The organism is Lentzea pudingi, from assembly GCF_014646255.1.
In the GTDB taxonomy this organism is placed as follows: Bacteria; Actinomycetota; Actinomycetes; order Mycobacteriales; family Pseudonocardiaceae; genus Lentzea; species Lentzea pudingi.
In genome coordinates, this window is the sequence record NZ_BMNC01000002.1 from 717,973 (window position 1) to 731,935 (window position 13,963).

Annotated in this window: 10 protein-coding genes; 2 read left to right on the forward strand and 8 right to left on the reverse strand. The window is 69.6% G+C overall.

Annotated features, from left to right (window positions below; all coding sequences use genetic code 11):
• Positions 1 to 61: 61 nt before the first annotated feature.
• On the forward strand, positions 62 to 1,597 hold the full coding sequence (locus IEY88_RS09195) for an acyl-CoA dehydrogenase family protein (protein ID WP_189154177.1): 1,536 nt from the start codon (positions 62 to 64) through the stop codon (positions 1,595 to 1,597).
• On the opposite strand, the gene IEY88_RS09200 is transcribed toward IEY88_RS09195, so the two are convergent.
• The 5 genes from IEY88_RS09200 to IEY88_RS09220 form a co-directional block, all read right to left on the reverse strand.
• The gene (locus IEY88_RS09200; RefSeq protein WP_189154178.1) at positions 1,594 to 4,401 is read right to left on the reverse strand and encodes a hypothetical protein; all 2,808 of its coding nucleotides are present in this window, start codon (positions 4,399 to 4,401) and stop codon (positions 1,594 to 1,596) included. The two genes, IEY88_RS09195 and IEY88_RS09200, sit on opposite strands and share 4 nt — an antisense overlap.
• 120 nt (positions 4,402 to 4,521) lie before the next feature.
• Complete coding sequence (locus IEY88_RS09205; protein WP_189154179.1) at positions 4,522 to 5,673, reverse strand: acyl-CoA dehydrogenase family protein; 1,152 nt, start codon at positions 5,671 to 5,673, stop codon at positions 4,522 to 4,524.
• Between the two features lie 5 nt (positions 5,674 to 5,678).
• Complete coding sequence (locus tag IEY88_RS09210; RefSeq protein ID WP_308425968.1) at positions 5,679 to 7,592, reverse strand: acetyl/propionyl/methylcrotonyl-CoA carboxylase subunit alpha; 1,914 nt, start codon at positions 7,590 to 7,592, stop codon at positions 5,679 to 5,681.
• 2 nt (positions 7,593 to 7,594) lie between these two features.
• A complete protein-coding gene (locus tag IEY88_RS09215; protein ID WP_189154181.1) occupies positions 7,595 to 9,184 on the reverse strand; it encodes a carboxyl transferase domain-containing protein in 1,590 nt (529 codons plus the stop codon).
• Between the two features lie 138 nt (positions 9,185 to 9,322).
• Positions 9,323 to 10,108, reverse strand: a complete 786-nt coding sequence (locus IEY88_RS09220; RefSeq protein WP_189154182.1) for an SGNH/GDSL hydrolase family protein — start codon at positions 10,106 to 10,108, stop codon at positions 9,323 to 9,325.
• A gap of 162 nt (positions 10,109 to 10,270) precedes the next feature.
• Here IEY88_RS09220 and IEY88_RS09225 point away from each other — a divergent pair, with 162 nt between their 5' ends.
• Positions 10,271 to 10,843: an SACE_7040 family transcriptional regulator gene (locus IEY88_RS09225; RefSeq protein WP_189154183.1), complete on the forward strand. Its 573-nt coding sequence runs from the start codon at positions 10,271 to 10,273 to the stop codon at positions 10,841 to 10,843.
• On the opposite strand, the gene IEY88_RS09230 is transcribed toward IEY88_RS09225, so the two are convergent.
• From IEY88_RS09230 to IEY88_RS09240, 3 genes are read right to left on the reverse strand one after another with little or no spacing between them, the layout of a single operon-like run.
• Positions 10,840 to 11,460, reverse strand: coding sequence for a response regulator (locus tag IEY88_RS09230; RefSeq protein ID WP_189154184.1), 621 nt, complete (start codon positions 11,458 to 11,460; stop codon positions 10,840 to 10,842). The two genes, IEY88_RS09225 and IEY88_RS09230, sit on opposite strands and share 4 nt — an antisense overlap.
• A complete protein-coding gene (locus tag IEY88_RS09235; RefSeq protein ID WP_229693268.1) occupies positions 11,457 to 12,575 on the reverse strand; it encodes a sensor histidine kinase in 1,119 nt (372 codons plus the stop codon). The genes IEY88_RS09230 and IEY88_RS09235 overlap by 4 nt, the downstream gene beginning before the upstream one ends.
• Positions 12,576 to 12,580: 5 nt before the next feature.
• Positions 12,581 to 13,663, reverse strand: a complete 1,083-nt coding sequence (locus IEY88_RS09240) for a DUF418 domain-containing protein (protein WP_189154186.1) — start codon at positions 13,661 to 13,663, stop codon at positions 12,581 to 12,583.
• Between the last annotated feature and the right edge of the window lie 300 nt (positions 13,664 to 13,963).

Here is a 13,963-nt window from a genome sequence, read left to right on the forward strand (position 1 = left end):
GGGCCAGCGATCTTTCCGCGCACCCTGTCCGAAGTTACTTGCGAGTAGTAACGTGCGGGGCATGGCAACGCACGAGGTGACCAACCAGGTCCCGCCGCTGAGCGGTCACGACGTCGCGGACGACCCCGCCCTGCTCAGCTGGGTCGACGACGCCGAACTTCACGCACTCGGGCGGCTCGCGGGCAGCCGCGAGTGGCAGGAGCACGGCAGGCTCGCAAACGCTTTCCCGCCCGTGCTGCACACGCACGACAGGTACGGCAACCGGATCGACGAGGTCGAGTTCCACCCTGCGTGGCACGAACTGATGAACGTCGCCGTTTCGCACGGTTTGCACGCCTATGTCGACGGTGGGCACTTGGAGCGCGCGGCCAGGTTCTACGTGTGGTCCCAGGTCGAGGCCGGCCACGGATGTCCGATTTCAATGACTTACGCGTCCGTGCCCGCCTTGCGCGTGGCGCCGGAACTGGCCGAAAGTTACGAACCCCTTCTCACCGCCCGGAACTACGACTTCGGCCTCGGGGCGCCGCTGTCCAAGCAGGGCCTGATCGCCGGCATGTCGATGACCGAGAAGCAGGGCGGGTCGGACGTCCGCGCGAACACCACGGTCGCCAGGGCCGTCCAGGACGGGTACGTGCTGACCGGGCACAAGTGGTTCACCTCGGCGCCGATGTCGGACGTGTTCCTGACGCTCGCGCAGGCACCCGGTGGCCTGACGTGCTTCCTCGTGCCGCGGGTGCTCCCAGACGGCACGCGCAACCGGTTCTTCCTGCAGCGCCTGAAGGACAAGCTGGGCAACAAGTCGAACGCGTCCGCCGAGATCGAGTACGACGAGGCGTTCGCCCACCGGGTCGGCGACGAGGGCCGCGGCGTGCGGACCATCATCGAGATGGTCAACATGACGAGGCTCGACTGCATCCTCGGCACCGCGGCGGGCATGCGGCTCGGGCTGCGGCAGGCCGCGCACCACGCCGCGCACCGCAAGGCGTTCGGCAGCTACCTGATCGACCAGCCCGCCATGCGCAACGTGCTGGCGGACCTCGCGATCGAGTCCGAGGCGGCGACCACGACCGCGATGTGGCTCGCCGAGCACCGGCCTCGGCTCGGCCTCGCGATCACCAAGTACTGGGTCTGCAAACGCGGTCCGGTGCACGCCGCCGAGGCGTTGGAGTGCCTGGGCGGCAACGGTTACATCGAGGACAGCGGGATGCCGCGGCTCTTCCGCGAGTCGCCGCTGATGTCGATCTGGGAGGGCTCCGGCAACGTCGCCGCGCTCGACGTCCTGCGCGCCATGAAGAAGGAACCCGAGTCGGTGCAGGAGTTCCTCGCCGCTGTCACCGGGGTCGACCAGCGCGTCGACAGGGCGTTGAACGAGCTCGGCACCGCGCTGTCCGATGTGGACGAGTCGCAGGCGCGGCGGGTCGTCGAGAAGATGGCGCTGATCCTGCAGGGTGCCCTGCTGGTGAAGCACGGGCACCCCGCCGTCGCGGACGCGTTCCTCGGCTCACGGCTCGGCGGCGACTGGGGAGTCGCGTTCGGCACGCTCCCCCGGTCGACCGACTTCGCCTCGATCATCGACCGGGCCGTGCCGAAGCTCTAGGCAGGGCAGCCGTTCGGTGACGGGGAAGGATCCGGTTCGTACATGTCTCCGGTCATGAACACGCACACCGGTTGCTGCTCGAAGTCGTGGACGTCCGTGATCTCGAGGATCATGAAGTTCCGCTTCTCCCCGACCCGGGACGCGCCGAAGTCCGTGCTTCCGGTGGCACCGCGGGACTTCAGCTCGCGGAACTCCGCACCGACGGCGGCGCGGTGCGGTTCCCGGCTCGGTTGGCTGCCGGGCCGCTTCTGGGCCGCTCGCACGGCGTCGAGGAAGAGCCCGGTCGCGTCGTAGGCGATGCCGAGGTGCTCGCCGGGCCACGGTTTGGCCGGCCTGTCCTCCTCCGGCAGCGCCTCGTTGCCCTGGATGTCCTCGACCAGATCGCGGTAACCGGCGCAGAACGTGTCCAGCGGTTGCCCGCCGGGCACCTTCGACTGGTCGGGTTCGCCCGCCGCGCAGGACTTCCCCGCGAGCACGATCAACCCCGCCATGCTCACGTACGACAGGCGCATGTTGGCCAGTGAGGGCTGCACGCGGCTGCCCTTCTGCGCGATGAACCGGATGGTGGCGTCGTCGGCGACGATGCGGGGCAACCGGTTCTTGTCGTTGCAGCCCCGGCCGATGGCCCGCAGGAACTCGCCGAAGTTCTCCTCACGGCCCGCGAAGAACACCATCTCGCTGGAACGGTCCTCTTCGCACTGCGACGGGAACTCCTGCGGGCTGTTCACCCACTCCATGGCCACGGGCGGGACCCCGTGCTTCGCCAGTTCCGTGCCCAGCTCGGTGACCAGGTTCGAGGTGTAGATGTCGCTCCCGGACGGCGGAGGGTGGTAGATGGTCACCTTCGTCGTGCCGAGGTGCTGTGCGTACCTGCGGACGAGGTCCGCCTGCCGGGCGTTGCCGGGGATCAGCTGGAAGTACGTCGCCGAACTGGCCGGGAGCGAGGCCTCGGTGAGCGTGGTGCCGATCGTCGGCACGCCCAGTGCGCCCAGTTCGGAGATGACGGTCCGGGTCTCCGCCACGCTGCGGTCGAGCCCGATCACGCCGATGATGCTCGTGTCCCGTTCCAGCAACGGCGTCAGCATGTCCCTGAGGACGTCGGGCGCGCGCTTCATCTCCGTGCCGGCGTTCGCGATCACGACGCGCAGCAACGGTTCCGAGGGCATCTTGATGTTCTGCTGACGCTGGTTGAGGAGCATGCCCTCCAGCTCCTCCGCTCGGGAGTGGTCGGCGTCGGGGTTGGAGCCCTGGCTGGTGAGGCTGGAGAAGTAGAGCAGCGTGACGAGCGGGCGCCTGGTGTCGGCGGCGTGCAGCCTCTCCGCCGCCTCGTTCTGCTGGAACACCTGCTGCTGCGTCCACTGCAACCGGAGGTTCGACCCGAAGATCTGACTGGTGTTGTCGCTGTAGCCGACGCACTCCTGGCCCTTGCCGGTGTCCATGAGCCTCGTCGACACCCCGGCCGACACCGCGGCGCCGACCAGCGAGCAGTTCGCCTTGACGTTGTCGCGCACCGCCGTGAACGCCGGCACCAGCAGCAGGAGCACCAGCACCGCGATGATCGCCTCCAGCCGCCGTGACTTCGCGAGCCACCGCACCGGCGGCGCCTTGAACGACAGCGCGCCCCTCGGCGGCTTCTCCGCGGTCTCGCGCGGGAGGGCGATCATGAGGTAGCGGGCGTCGTCGGCGAGCAGCTGCCGCTTGCGCGGCAGTTCCTCGCGCCACGTCGCCAGCGCCTCCTCCGCCTCGTCCGGCGCCACCGGGACGACGGTGCCGCCCTTCGACAGCTCGCGCGACAGCCTGTCCTCGTCGTCGCTGGCCGCGATCACCAGCAACGGGTCGAGTTCGCCGGTGTCGTTGCGCACCTTGTTGATCAGCTTGAGCAGTTCCCAGCCACCGTTGTCCCTCGTCACGCCGTCGAGCAGGACCGGGACGTACGCGGTGCGCCGCCAGCCCGCCCTGCGCAGCCGGAACCGGCCCGACTTCCGCCGGAAGGCGATCCTCAGGTCCTCCAGGAACGCGTGCACGAGCAGGAGCTGGATCTGCTCGGCGTTCTCCGACTCGTGCCGGCCCAGCGTGAGCCGCTCGGCGAACCCGAGGAAGTCGATGGAGTGGTTGGGCAGCGCGTAGTTCTGCCCGCGCATGAACCACTTCGACTCGCGCGCCAGCCCCGGCACGCGCTTGCCGAGCCAGCTGATGCCGACCTTGGCTCCGAACTGGGTGACGAGCCCCAGCACCAGCCGGGACAGGAAGCCCGGACTGAGCGTCTGGACCGTCTGGTTGACGTGCTCGGCGGCTCGGCCGGCCTGCTCGCCGTCATCGCTCACCCTGCCGGTCCACGAGCGCAGCAACTCGACGGCTCCCGCACGGTCGTCCCTGCCCGGCTGGTCCGGCAGCGGCGTGCGGGTCAGCCAGTCCACGAGCCGGTAGTGGTCGAACCTGGTCAGCCGTTCTGATCCGACGTGAACCCTGGCCAGCTGGACGCGGAGCTGGTCGAGCAACGGCAGCAGCGGTCCCGGTTCCCCGGGAGGCTCACTTCCGTCCGCTTCCGGAGGCACGGTGGAGGCCACGTCGACATAGGCGTGCGGAATTGCCGGAGAACCGGCGGCGAGCCTCGCCTCCAAGGCGCGCAGGAATGGTGTCGGGCTGCCTGCGCTTTCCAGGTAGAGCAGGGGAAGTGGCTGGTCACCGACCACTTCCTCGGTCTTGCTGCGGTAGAAGAAGCCCGGTCGTGCGCAGAGCCCGTGAATCACTTCGAGGAGCTCGCGCAATCCGGTGAAGTCCGGTTCGGTCCGGCTACCAGTCATCTGCACCCTCACACTCGCGCGGATGGCAGAAGACGGTAGCCGGATTCACCGTTACGAACCCGTGATTCGGGGTTTTTTACATAGATCGGGCTATGCACCCGATTCTGTGCGTACTGGAATTCAGAGGCCGAGCTCGCGGGCGATCAGCATCTTCTGCACCTCGGAGGTGCCCTCGCCGATCTCCAGGATCTTGGCGTCGCGGTAGAACCGGCCGACCGGGTACTCGTTCATGAAGCCGTAGCCGCCGAAGATCTGCGTGGCGTCGCGGGCGTTGTCCATCGCCGCCTCGGACGAGACCAGCTTCGCGATGGCCGCCTGCTTCTTGAACGGCTCGCCGCGCAGCATCCGGGACGCGGCCTCGTAGTAGGCCAGGCGTGCGGTGTGCACGCGGGCCTCCATCTCGGCGATCTTGAACTGGATCGCCTGGTACGTACCGATCTTCGCGCCGAACGTCTCGCGCTCGTGGGCGTAGCGGACCGACTCGTCCACGCAGCCCTGGGCGAGGCCGACCGACAGCGCGGCGATGGCGACGCGGCCCTCGTCCAGCGTGCGCAGGAACTGGGCGAACCCGCGGCCACGGGTGCCGAGGAGGTTCGCGGCGGGCACGCGGCAGTCCTGGAAGGACAGTTCGCGGGTGTCGGAGGCGTTCCAGCCGACCTTGGAGTACTTCTTCGACACCGTGAAGCCCGGGGTGCCGGACGGGACGATGATCGAGGAGATCTCCTTGCGGCCGTCGGGCAGCGTTCCCGTGACCGCGGCGACCGTCACCAGGCCGGTGATGTCCGTGCCGGAGTTCGTGATGAACGCCTTGGTGCCGTTGATGACCCACTCGTCACCGTCGAGGCGCGCGGTGGTGGCCAGGGCGCCCGCGTCGGTACCGGAGCCGGGCTCGGTGAGGCCGAACGCGCCGAGCTTCTGGCCCGACGTCAGGGAAGGCAGCCACTCGGCCTTCTGCTCGTCGGTGCCGAAGCGGTAGATGGGCATGGCGCCCAACGAGGTCGCCGCCTCCACCGTGATCGCGACGGACGAGTCGACGCGCGCGAGTTCCTCGAGCGTGAGGCACAGGGCGAAGTAGTCGCCGCCCATGCCGCCGTGCTCCTCGGGGAACGGCAGGCCGAGCAGGCCCATCTGCCCCATCTTCGCGACGATCTCGTACGGGAACTCGCAGCGCTCGTAGAAGTCGCCGATGACCGGGGCGACCTCGTCGCGCGCGAACTCCTCGACGGTCTTGCGCAGGTCCTCGTACTCGCTCGGGAGCCTGAAGTCCAACATTGCTGTCACTCCTCGTGAGAGACGACGAGGGCCAGTACCTGGTCGAGTGCGACCTGCTGGCCTGCTTGCACGTTCACTTCGGCGAGCACGCCGTCGGCCGGTGCGGTCACGGTGTGCTCCATCTTCATGGCCTCGACCACGAACAACGCTTGACCGGCGGTCACTTCCTCGCCCTGCCGGGCTCGGACCACCAGAACGGTTCCGGGCATCGGCGACTTCACCGGCCCACCGGAGGCCTGGGCGCCATCGGCCGCGCCGACCAGGAACTCCGCCTCGACCAACGCCCAGGAGGCGCCGTCGTGGCCCAGCCACAGGACGTCGCCGTCGCGGGCCATCGAGTAGCGGCGTGAGCCGACGAGCAGGTCGGCGCCTTCACGACGCGCACGTGCCCTGATCGGTTCTCCAGCACCCACGACGACTTCCTCGCCGCGCACGCGCACGTCGACGTCGTTGATCCGCCAGGTCGTCCAGGCGTGCTCGCCGACGCGCCAGCCACCCGGCTGATCCCACGGGTCGTCGCCGTGCGGTTGCAACGAGCGCTCCAGGCCGGCCGCCACGTACACGTCGTCCGGGATCTCGGCGGACGTCAGCGCGTCCAGCTTCCGCTCGACCAGACCGGTGTCCAGGGCACCCGCGCGGACGTCCTCGTCGCGCAGGAGTGCCCGCAGGAACGGGATGTTCGTCGTGACGCCGAGCAGCACCATCCTGCCGAGCGCGTGGTCCAGGCGCCGCAACGCCTCTTCACGCGTGCGACCGTGCGCGATGACCTTGGCGAGCATCGGGTCGTAGTCCGAACCGACGACGAGTCCCTCGTACAGCCCGGAGTCCACGCGGACGTCGGACGGCTCGCTCAACGCCAGCACGCGGCCACCGGTCGGCAGGAAGCCGCGCGCCGGGTCCTCGGCGTAGACCCGGGCCTCGACCGAGTGGCCGTTGAGCTCGACCTCCAGGTCGAGCACCTCGCCGGACGCGACGCGGAGCTGCCACTCGACGAGGTCGACGCCCGTGACCATCTCGGTCACCGGGTGCTCGACCTGCAGCCGGGTGTTCATCTCCATGAAGAAGTAGTCGCCCGAAGCACCGTCCACGATGAACTCGACGGTGCCCGCCCCGACATAGCCGACGGACTTCGCCGCGTCGACCGCGGCGGACCCCATGGCCTCGCGCATCTCGGGCGTGAGGAACGGTGACGGCGCTTCCTCGATGATCTTCTGGTGCCGCCGCTGGAGGCTGCACTCGCGCTCACCGAGGTGGATCACGTTGCCGTGCGCGTCACCGAGGACCTGGATCTCGATGTGGCGCGGGTTCGTGATGAACCGCTCGATCAGCAGCGTGTCGTCACCGAACGACCCGCGCGCCTCGCGCCTCGCCGACTCGATGGCCTCGCGCAGCGACGGTTCCTCGTGCACCAGCCGCATGCCCTTGCCGCCACCGCCCGCGGAAGGCTTGAGCAGCACCGGAAAACCGATCTCCAGAGCCGCTTCGACGATCTCGTCGTCGGACATGCCCGCGCGCGTGCGGCCCGGCACCACGGGTACGCCCGCCGCCGACACCGTCAGCTTCGCGCGGATCTTGTCGCCCATGGCGTCGATCGCCGACGCCGGCGGTCCGACGAACACGATCCCGGCCGCGTCACAGGCCGCGGCGAACGCCGTGTTCTCGGCGAGGAAGCCGTAACCGGGGTGGATCGCCTGTGCGCCAGTGGAAACAGCGGCCGCGACGATCTTCTCGATGGACAGGTAGCTCTCGCGGGCAGCCGCAGGGCCGATCCGCACGGCCTCGTCGGCCAGCTTGACGTGCAACGCCTCGGCGTCCGCGTCGGAGTACACGGCGACGGAACGGATCCCGAGCGACCGCAACGCGCGGATCACCCTGACCGCGATCTCCCCGCGGTTCGCCACCAGAACGCTGTCGAACATGATCACATCCGGAAGACGCCGTAGGAAACATCGTCGATGGGCGCGTTCGCCGCGCTGGACAACGCCAGCCCGAGCACCGTGCGCGTGTCACGCGGGTCGATGACCCCGTCGTCCCACAGCCGCGCGGTCGAGTAGTACGGGTTGCCCTGGTCCTCGTACTGCTGGCGGATCGGCGCCTTGAACGCCTCCTCGTCGTCCGACGACCACTCGTCACCGAGCTGGTCGCGGCGGACGGTCGCGAGCACGGACGCCGCCTGCTCCCCGCCCATCACGGAGATGCGGGCGTTGGGCCACATCCACAGGAAGCGCGGCGAGTACGCCCGGCCGCACATCGAGTAGTTGCCGGCGCCGAACGAGCCACCGATGATCACGGTGAACTTCGGGACGCGCGCGCAGGCCACCGCCGTCACCATCTTGGCGCCGTGCTTGGCGATGCCGCCCGCCTCGTACTCGCGGCCGACCATGAACCCGGTGATGTTCTGCAGGAAGACCAGCGGGATGGACCGCTTGTCGCACAGCTGGATGAAGTGCGCGCCCTTCACGGCGGACTCGCCGAACAGGATGCCGTTGTTCGCGACGATCCCGACCGGGTGGCCGTGGATGCGCGCGAAGCCGGTGACGAGCGTCTGCCCGTACTCCTTCTTGAACTCCTGGAACTTCGAGCCGTCGACGACCCGTGCGATCACCTCGCGCACGTCGTAGGGCGTCCGGGAATCCGTCGGCACCACGCCGTAAAGGTCGTCGGTGACGACCGGCGCCTCGGTCTTCGTGACGTCCCACGGCCGTTGCGCGCGCGGGCCGAGCGTCGAGATGATCGAGCGGACCATCCGCAACGCGTGCGCGTCGTTCTCCGCCAGGTGGTCGGTGACGCCGGACGTGCGCGAGTGCAGGTCGCCGCCGCCGAGGTCCTCGGCTGAGACGACCTCGCCGGTCGCGGCCTTCACCAGCGGCGGACCGCCGAGGAAGATCGTGCCCTGGTTCCGGACGATGATCGCCTCGTCGCTCATCGCCGGCACGTACGCGCCACCGGCGGTGCACGACCCCAGCACGGCGGCGATCTGCGGGATCCCGCGCGCCGACATCGTGGCCTGGTTGTAGAAGATCCGGCCGAAGTGCTCGCGGTCCGGGAACACGTCGTCCTGCTTCGGCAGGAACGCGCCGCCCGAGTCGACGAGGTAGACGCACGGAAGGTTGTTCTGCAGCGCCACTTCCTGCGCGCGCAGGTGCTTCTTGACCGTGATCGGGTAGTAGGTGCCGCCCTTGACCGTGGCGTCGTTCGCGACGATCACGCACTCACGGCCGGACACGCGCCCGACACCCGTGATGATGCCCGCGGCCGGTGCCTCGTCGCCGTACATGCCGTTGGCGGCCAACGGCGACAGCTCCAGGAATGGCGAACCGGGGTCGACCAGCGTGTCCACGCGCTCGCGCGGCAACAGCTTGCCGCGGTCGACGTGACGCTGACGTGCCTTCTCGGGACCGCCGAGAGCGGCGGTGGCGAGCTTGCCCCGCAGCTCGTCGACGAGCGCGGTGTGCTCCTTGGCGTAGCGGTCCGACGGCTCGGCTGCGCTGCGCAGGACAGGTGCGTCCATGCTCCCCAGACCTCAGGTTAGCGGGCGTTAACAAGGCCATGTTAACGCCCGCTCACCTAGCGGTCCACAGCAACGGCTCGAGAGTGACCCGATCGCAGGTCAAGCCGCACTTCAGGCACTCCCACGTTCCGGAATACCCTAGCTGATGGCCGACCGCAGAGCGGGCAGGTAGCCGCTCTGGTGCCCCGCCCTGTTCGGGTGGTACGACTCCTCGACCGGCCAGCTCAGGCTGTTGAGCCACCAGCTCGACGAGCAGATCTCGTGCCCGGTGAACGCCCCGCGCACGTCGACGTAGCGGAACCCGGCCGCGGCGGCCCGCGCACCGATGGTGGCGTGCAGTGCGTCGGAGCCGGAGTTGATCGCGGACCGCTTGGTGTCGCTCAGGCCGACGTTGCAGGAGCCCGGCACCTTGTACATGCGCGGGTAGCCGAGCACGACGACCCGCGCCGACGGGGACTTCGACTTGACCGTGCCGTAGACGTTGTCGAGCAACCCGGGAAGCGTGTTCGCGGCGTAGGTCTTCGCCTGGTTCACCCGGTTGACGCAGTCCTGGTCCGACCCGAAGGTGCAGGTGGTGATGACATCGGTGAAGCCGGCGTCGTTGCCGCCGACCTGCAGGGTGACCAGGTTCGTGGCCGTCGTGAGGGTGTTGGCCTGGGACAGGACGTCGCCTGTCCGCGCACCGGAACAGGCGACGGACTTGAACGACGCGGGCGCTGTCGCCGCGGCGTAGAGGGCCGGATACGCGAGCGGGCCGCGCTTGCAGCTGCCGCTGGCACCGTCATAGCTGCCGGTGCCGAGCCCGGAGGCGTAGGAGTCGCCGAGCGCGACGTAGTTGACGGGTGCCGCGCTGGCGGGGTTGGCGAGCGCGATGACCGCCGCGGCGGCGGTGACCGCTGAGGCTAGGAAGTGAGCAGGACGCATCGATGACTCCCGGAGGGGCCGCAGGGTTGATGCATTGCCGACCAATCGTTACCCACGGGTAAGGCTTGTGTGAAGTATTGGTCAATAGTCAACGTTCAGGGCTTGCACCTGCGTGAATTCCACCCATCGGAGGACGAGGTAAACGCCTGCTAACCTCCTTCCGTGGTCGAGAAACCCTCACGTCGGGACCAGATCCTCAACGCTGCGGCCGAACTCTTCGCACGCCACGGCTTCCACGGCGTGGGCATCGACGACATCGGCGCGGCCGTGGGCATCTCCGGCCCGGCCCTCTACCGGCACTTCCGCAGCAAGGACGCGATGCTCGGCGAGATGCTGACGTCGATCTCCGAGCGGCTCCTCGACGGCGGCCAGGCGCGGGTGGACGCCGCCTCGAACGCCGAGGAGGCGTTGCGCGAGCTGGTGGGCTGGCACGTCGACTTCGCGCTGGACGACCCGGCGCTCATCACCGTGCAGATGCGCAACCTGGCGAACCTCACCGACCCGGACCGCCGGCGTGTGCGGGCCTTGCAACGCCGCTACGTCGAGGTGTGGGTCGAGACGATCCGCCGCACCGTGCCGGACTTCGACGAGCCGACGGCAAGGGCCGCCGCGCACGCCGTGTTCGGGCTCATCAACTCAACGCCGCACAGCGCCCACCTCGACCGCGACCAGATGGCGGCGCTGCTGTCCCGCATGGCGCTCGCCTCGCTGACGCCCGCTGTGGTGGCGTCCTAGATCAACCCGCGCTGGTGCGCAGCGGACACCGCCGAGGCCCGGTCCGGCACCTCCAGCTTCGCGTAGACGTGCTGCAGGTGCGTCTTCACCGTCGCCTCGCTGATGTGCAACGCCGCCCCGATCTCGCGGTTCGTCCTCCCCTGCGCGACCAGGATCAGCACCTCCCGCTCCCGGCTGCTCAACGCGGAGACGGGAACCGGCGTGCGCACCTTCCGCACCAACAACGCGGCCACTGAAGGCGACAACACCGTTTCGTCGCGCGCTGCCGCCCGCACCGCGCGGAACAGCTCCTCGCGCGGCGCGTCCTTGAGCAAGTAGCCGATCGCGCCCGCTTCGATCGTCGGCAGCACGTCGGCGTCCGTGTCGTGCGTCGTCAGCACCAGGACGCGCGTCGACGGGGCGCGCGTCCGGATCTGCCGCACCAGTTCGGCCCCGGAAGGCGCGGGCAGCCGCAGGTCGGTGACGGCGACGTCCGGGCGCACGGCCGCGATCACGGTCAGCGCCTCGGTGCCGCTCGCCGCCTCGCCGACGACCTCGAAGTCGTCCTGCGTGCCGAGCATGCCGCGCAGGCCGTCCCGCACCACCGGGTGGTCGTCGACGACCACGACGCGGATCATCGGGCGTCCAGCGTGACGTTGACGGCGGTGCCGCTGCCGGGCGCGGACTCCACGGTCACGGTGCCTCCCAGCAGCGCCACCCGTTCCTCCATCGCCGTCAGGCCGAAGCCGCGCACCGACGGGTCGAAGCCCGCGCCGTCGTCGAGCACGTCCAGCACGACCACGTCCTCCATGTAGGACAGTGTGACGTCCACACGAGAGGCCCGAGCGTGCCTGCCCGCGTTCGCCAGGGCCTCCTGCGCCGCTCGCAGCACCGCGACCTCGGTCTCCGGGGACAACGGGCGCGCGTCGCCGGTCACGGTGCACGAAGCGGGCACGCCGTGTTCTTCGCGCCACGCCACCACCGCCCGTTCCACCGCCTCACCGAGCCCTGCGTCGCGCAACGGGCCCGGTCGCAGGGCCTCGATCGACCGCCGCACCTCGACCAGGCTGTCGCGCGCCAACCGGCGGGCGGTGGCGATGCGGCCTCGAACCGGTTCGGCCAGACCCAGTTCTTCCGCGACCTCCAGCTGCGTGACGATGCCGGTGAGGCCCTGGGCGACGGTGTCGTGCATCTCGCGCGCCACCCGCGCCCGTTCCTCCAGCACCTGCAGCCGCGCGTTCTCCGCCGACAGCACGGTGAGCCGCTCGTGCATCTCACGACGGCGGATCACCTCGCGTTCCATCACGCGGATGATCCACCCGATCAGGACCGCCATCGGGGTGGTGACGCCGAGGTTGACCATCAGCGTCGCGCCGACGTCCGTGCCCTGCGGCACCAGCCACAACCCGCTCACCACGACCACACCGGCATAGGCGAGCCAGCCGGGCAACGCCAGGAACGCGAGGCCGTAGCAAGCCGGCACGAAGATCGCGAACGCGCCGTCGTGCAGCAGCAACGCGACCGTCCCGGCGAGCATCCCGCCGAAGTACAGCAACATCAGGCCGGTCCGTCGCTCCCACCACGACGGGTGCGCCATCACGAACCACCAGTGCCACCCCGCCAGCAGAGCGACCACGACCAGCGGCACCGGGGTGACCGGCCGGGTCGCCAGGTAGACGCCCGTCGCCACGGCCAGCAGGCCGTACGGCGCGAGCGCCCACACCAGGTTCCACCGGCGTTCCTGCTCCACCATGGACGTCACGCCGGTGAGCTTCGCAGTTCCCGTGCCTTGCGGAGCAGGGTCTCGGCCGGTCCGCGCAAGTCCTTGCGCCGCAGCACGTCGGCCAGCAGCACCGACACGGCCCACGTCGCCAGCCCGAGCAGCGCGACCTCCGCCGACCCGAGCGTCCCGCCCAGTCCCAGCGTGTAGGGCTTGAGCAGCAGCACGAAGACGACGGACTGGAACAGGTAGCAGCTCAGCGACCGCTCCCCGCACGCCGTGATCGCCCGCACGACCGCGTTGGGCCGCTTGATCCGCGTCGCGATCAACCCGATCAGCGCGGCGTACCCGAGCCCGCCCGCGACACCGGTCACCGCGTGCAGGGCGCCGAGCTGCCACAACGCGGTGGTGTGCCAGAAGCCCGCGACCGCGAGGCCGCTGGGCAGTCCGCCGAGCACGGCCGCGGTGAGACCCCAGCCCGCGACGTGCCGCAGCAGCCGCCGGTGCCGTTCGGGCTCGGCCAGGACCTCGCGGCGGGCGGCCCAGACACCGACGAGAGCGGCGGCACCGACCCCGAAGAGCCCGAACGGGACCAGCAGCCATTCGAGCGGGTGCAACGCGAGGGCGGCCAGCGGGTCCGCGGTCTCGAACGACCAGAAGAACGACCGCTGCCCGTTCGGCGGCGACGCGTAGGCCTGGCCCTGGACCACGGCGGTCAGCACGAGCCAGACGCCCGCGACCACGAGCAACGTCCGGTCCCTCAGCCTGCTCATCGCGATCACCGCGAACCCGAGCAGGCCGTAGAGGCCGAGCACGTCACCGGGGAACAGCAGCACGGCGTGCACGAACCCGAAGACGATCAGCCAGACGTTGCGCGACCTGGCCCGTTCCGGCGCCATCCGCGCGACGCCGTACGCGAACAGGAACGCGAACATCGGGTACGCGCGGGCGTCGACGAACGTCACCACGCCGGCGCTGACCAGGCGATCCAGGAGGTCTGTCTCGACGACGTGCTGGCGCACCCCGTACGGGCGGCCGTAGAGGTAGACGGCCGAGTTCGCCAGCGCGATCAACGCGAGCATGCTGCCGCGGGCGATATCTGGTGTAAGCAGGCGCTTCATGCTTCCGAGCCTGTCCGCGCGCTCCGCCGGGCGGCATCGGTCGTGTCGTGGGCCCGCATCCACCGATCGACGGATAGCGCGCGGCTGACCTGGTGAACTGGCGGTCAGCCGAGACCTGTCCGTAACCTGGCCCGCAATGGGCGCGCGCAAACTCCTCCTCCGGCTCCCGGCCTGGTTCCGGTTCACGGTCATCACCCTCGCGGTGTTCGTGTGCGGTGTGATCGCCTCCAGACCGGCGACAGGGGACAACGCGATCCCGCCCAGCGCCGACGTGATCGCCGCGGCCAACGCCGTCGACGC

What these genes read in the sequence shown, in the direction of transcription:
- IEY88_RS09195 (WP_189154177.1), top strand. Translation starts at nt 62, where the DNA reads ATGGCAACGCACGAGGTGACCAACCAGGTCCCGCCGCTGAGCGGTCAC.
- IEY88_RS09200 (WP_189154178.1), bottom strand. Translation starts at nt 4,401, where the DNA reads ATGACTGGTAGCCGGACCGAACCGGACTTCACCGGATTGCGCGAGCTC.
- IEY88_RS09205 (WP_189154179.1), bottom strand. Translation starts at nt 5,673, where the DNA reads ATGTTGGACTTCAGGCTCCCGAGCGAGTACGAGGACCTGCGCAAGACC.
- IEY88_RS09210 (WP_308425968.1), bottom strand. Translation starts at nt 7,592, where the DNA reads ATGTTCGACAGCGTTCTGGTGGCGAACCGCGGGGAGATCGCGGTCAGG.
- IEY88_RS09215 (WP_189154181.1), bottom strand. Translation starts at nt 9,184, where the DNA reads ATGGACGCACCTGTCCTGCGCAGCGCAGCCGAGCCGTCGGACCGCTAC.
- IEY88_RS09220 (WP_189154182.1), bottom strand. Translation starts at nt 10,108, where the DNA reads ATGCGTCCTGCTCACTTCCTAGCCTCAGCGGTCACCGCCGCCGCGGCG.
- IEY88_RS09230 (WP_189154184.1), bottom strand. Translation starts at nt 11,460, where the DNA reads ATGATCCGCGTCGTGGTCGTCGACGACCACCCGGTGGTGCGGGACGGC.
- IEY88_RS09235 (WP_229693268.1), bottom strand. Translation starts at nt 12,575, where the DNA reads ATGGTGGAGCAGGAACGCCGGTGGAACCTGGTGTGGGCGCTCGCGCCG.
- IEY88_RS09240 (WP_189154186.1), bottom strand. Translation starts at nt 13,663, where the DNA reads ATGAAGCGCCTGCTTACACCAGATATCGCCCGCGGCAGCATGCTCGCG.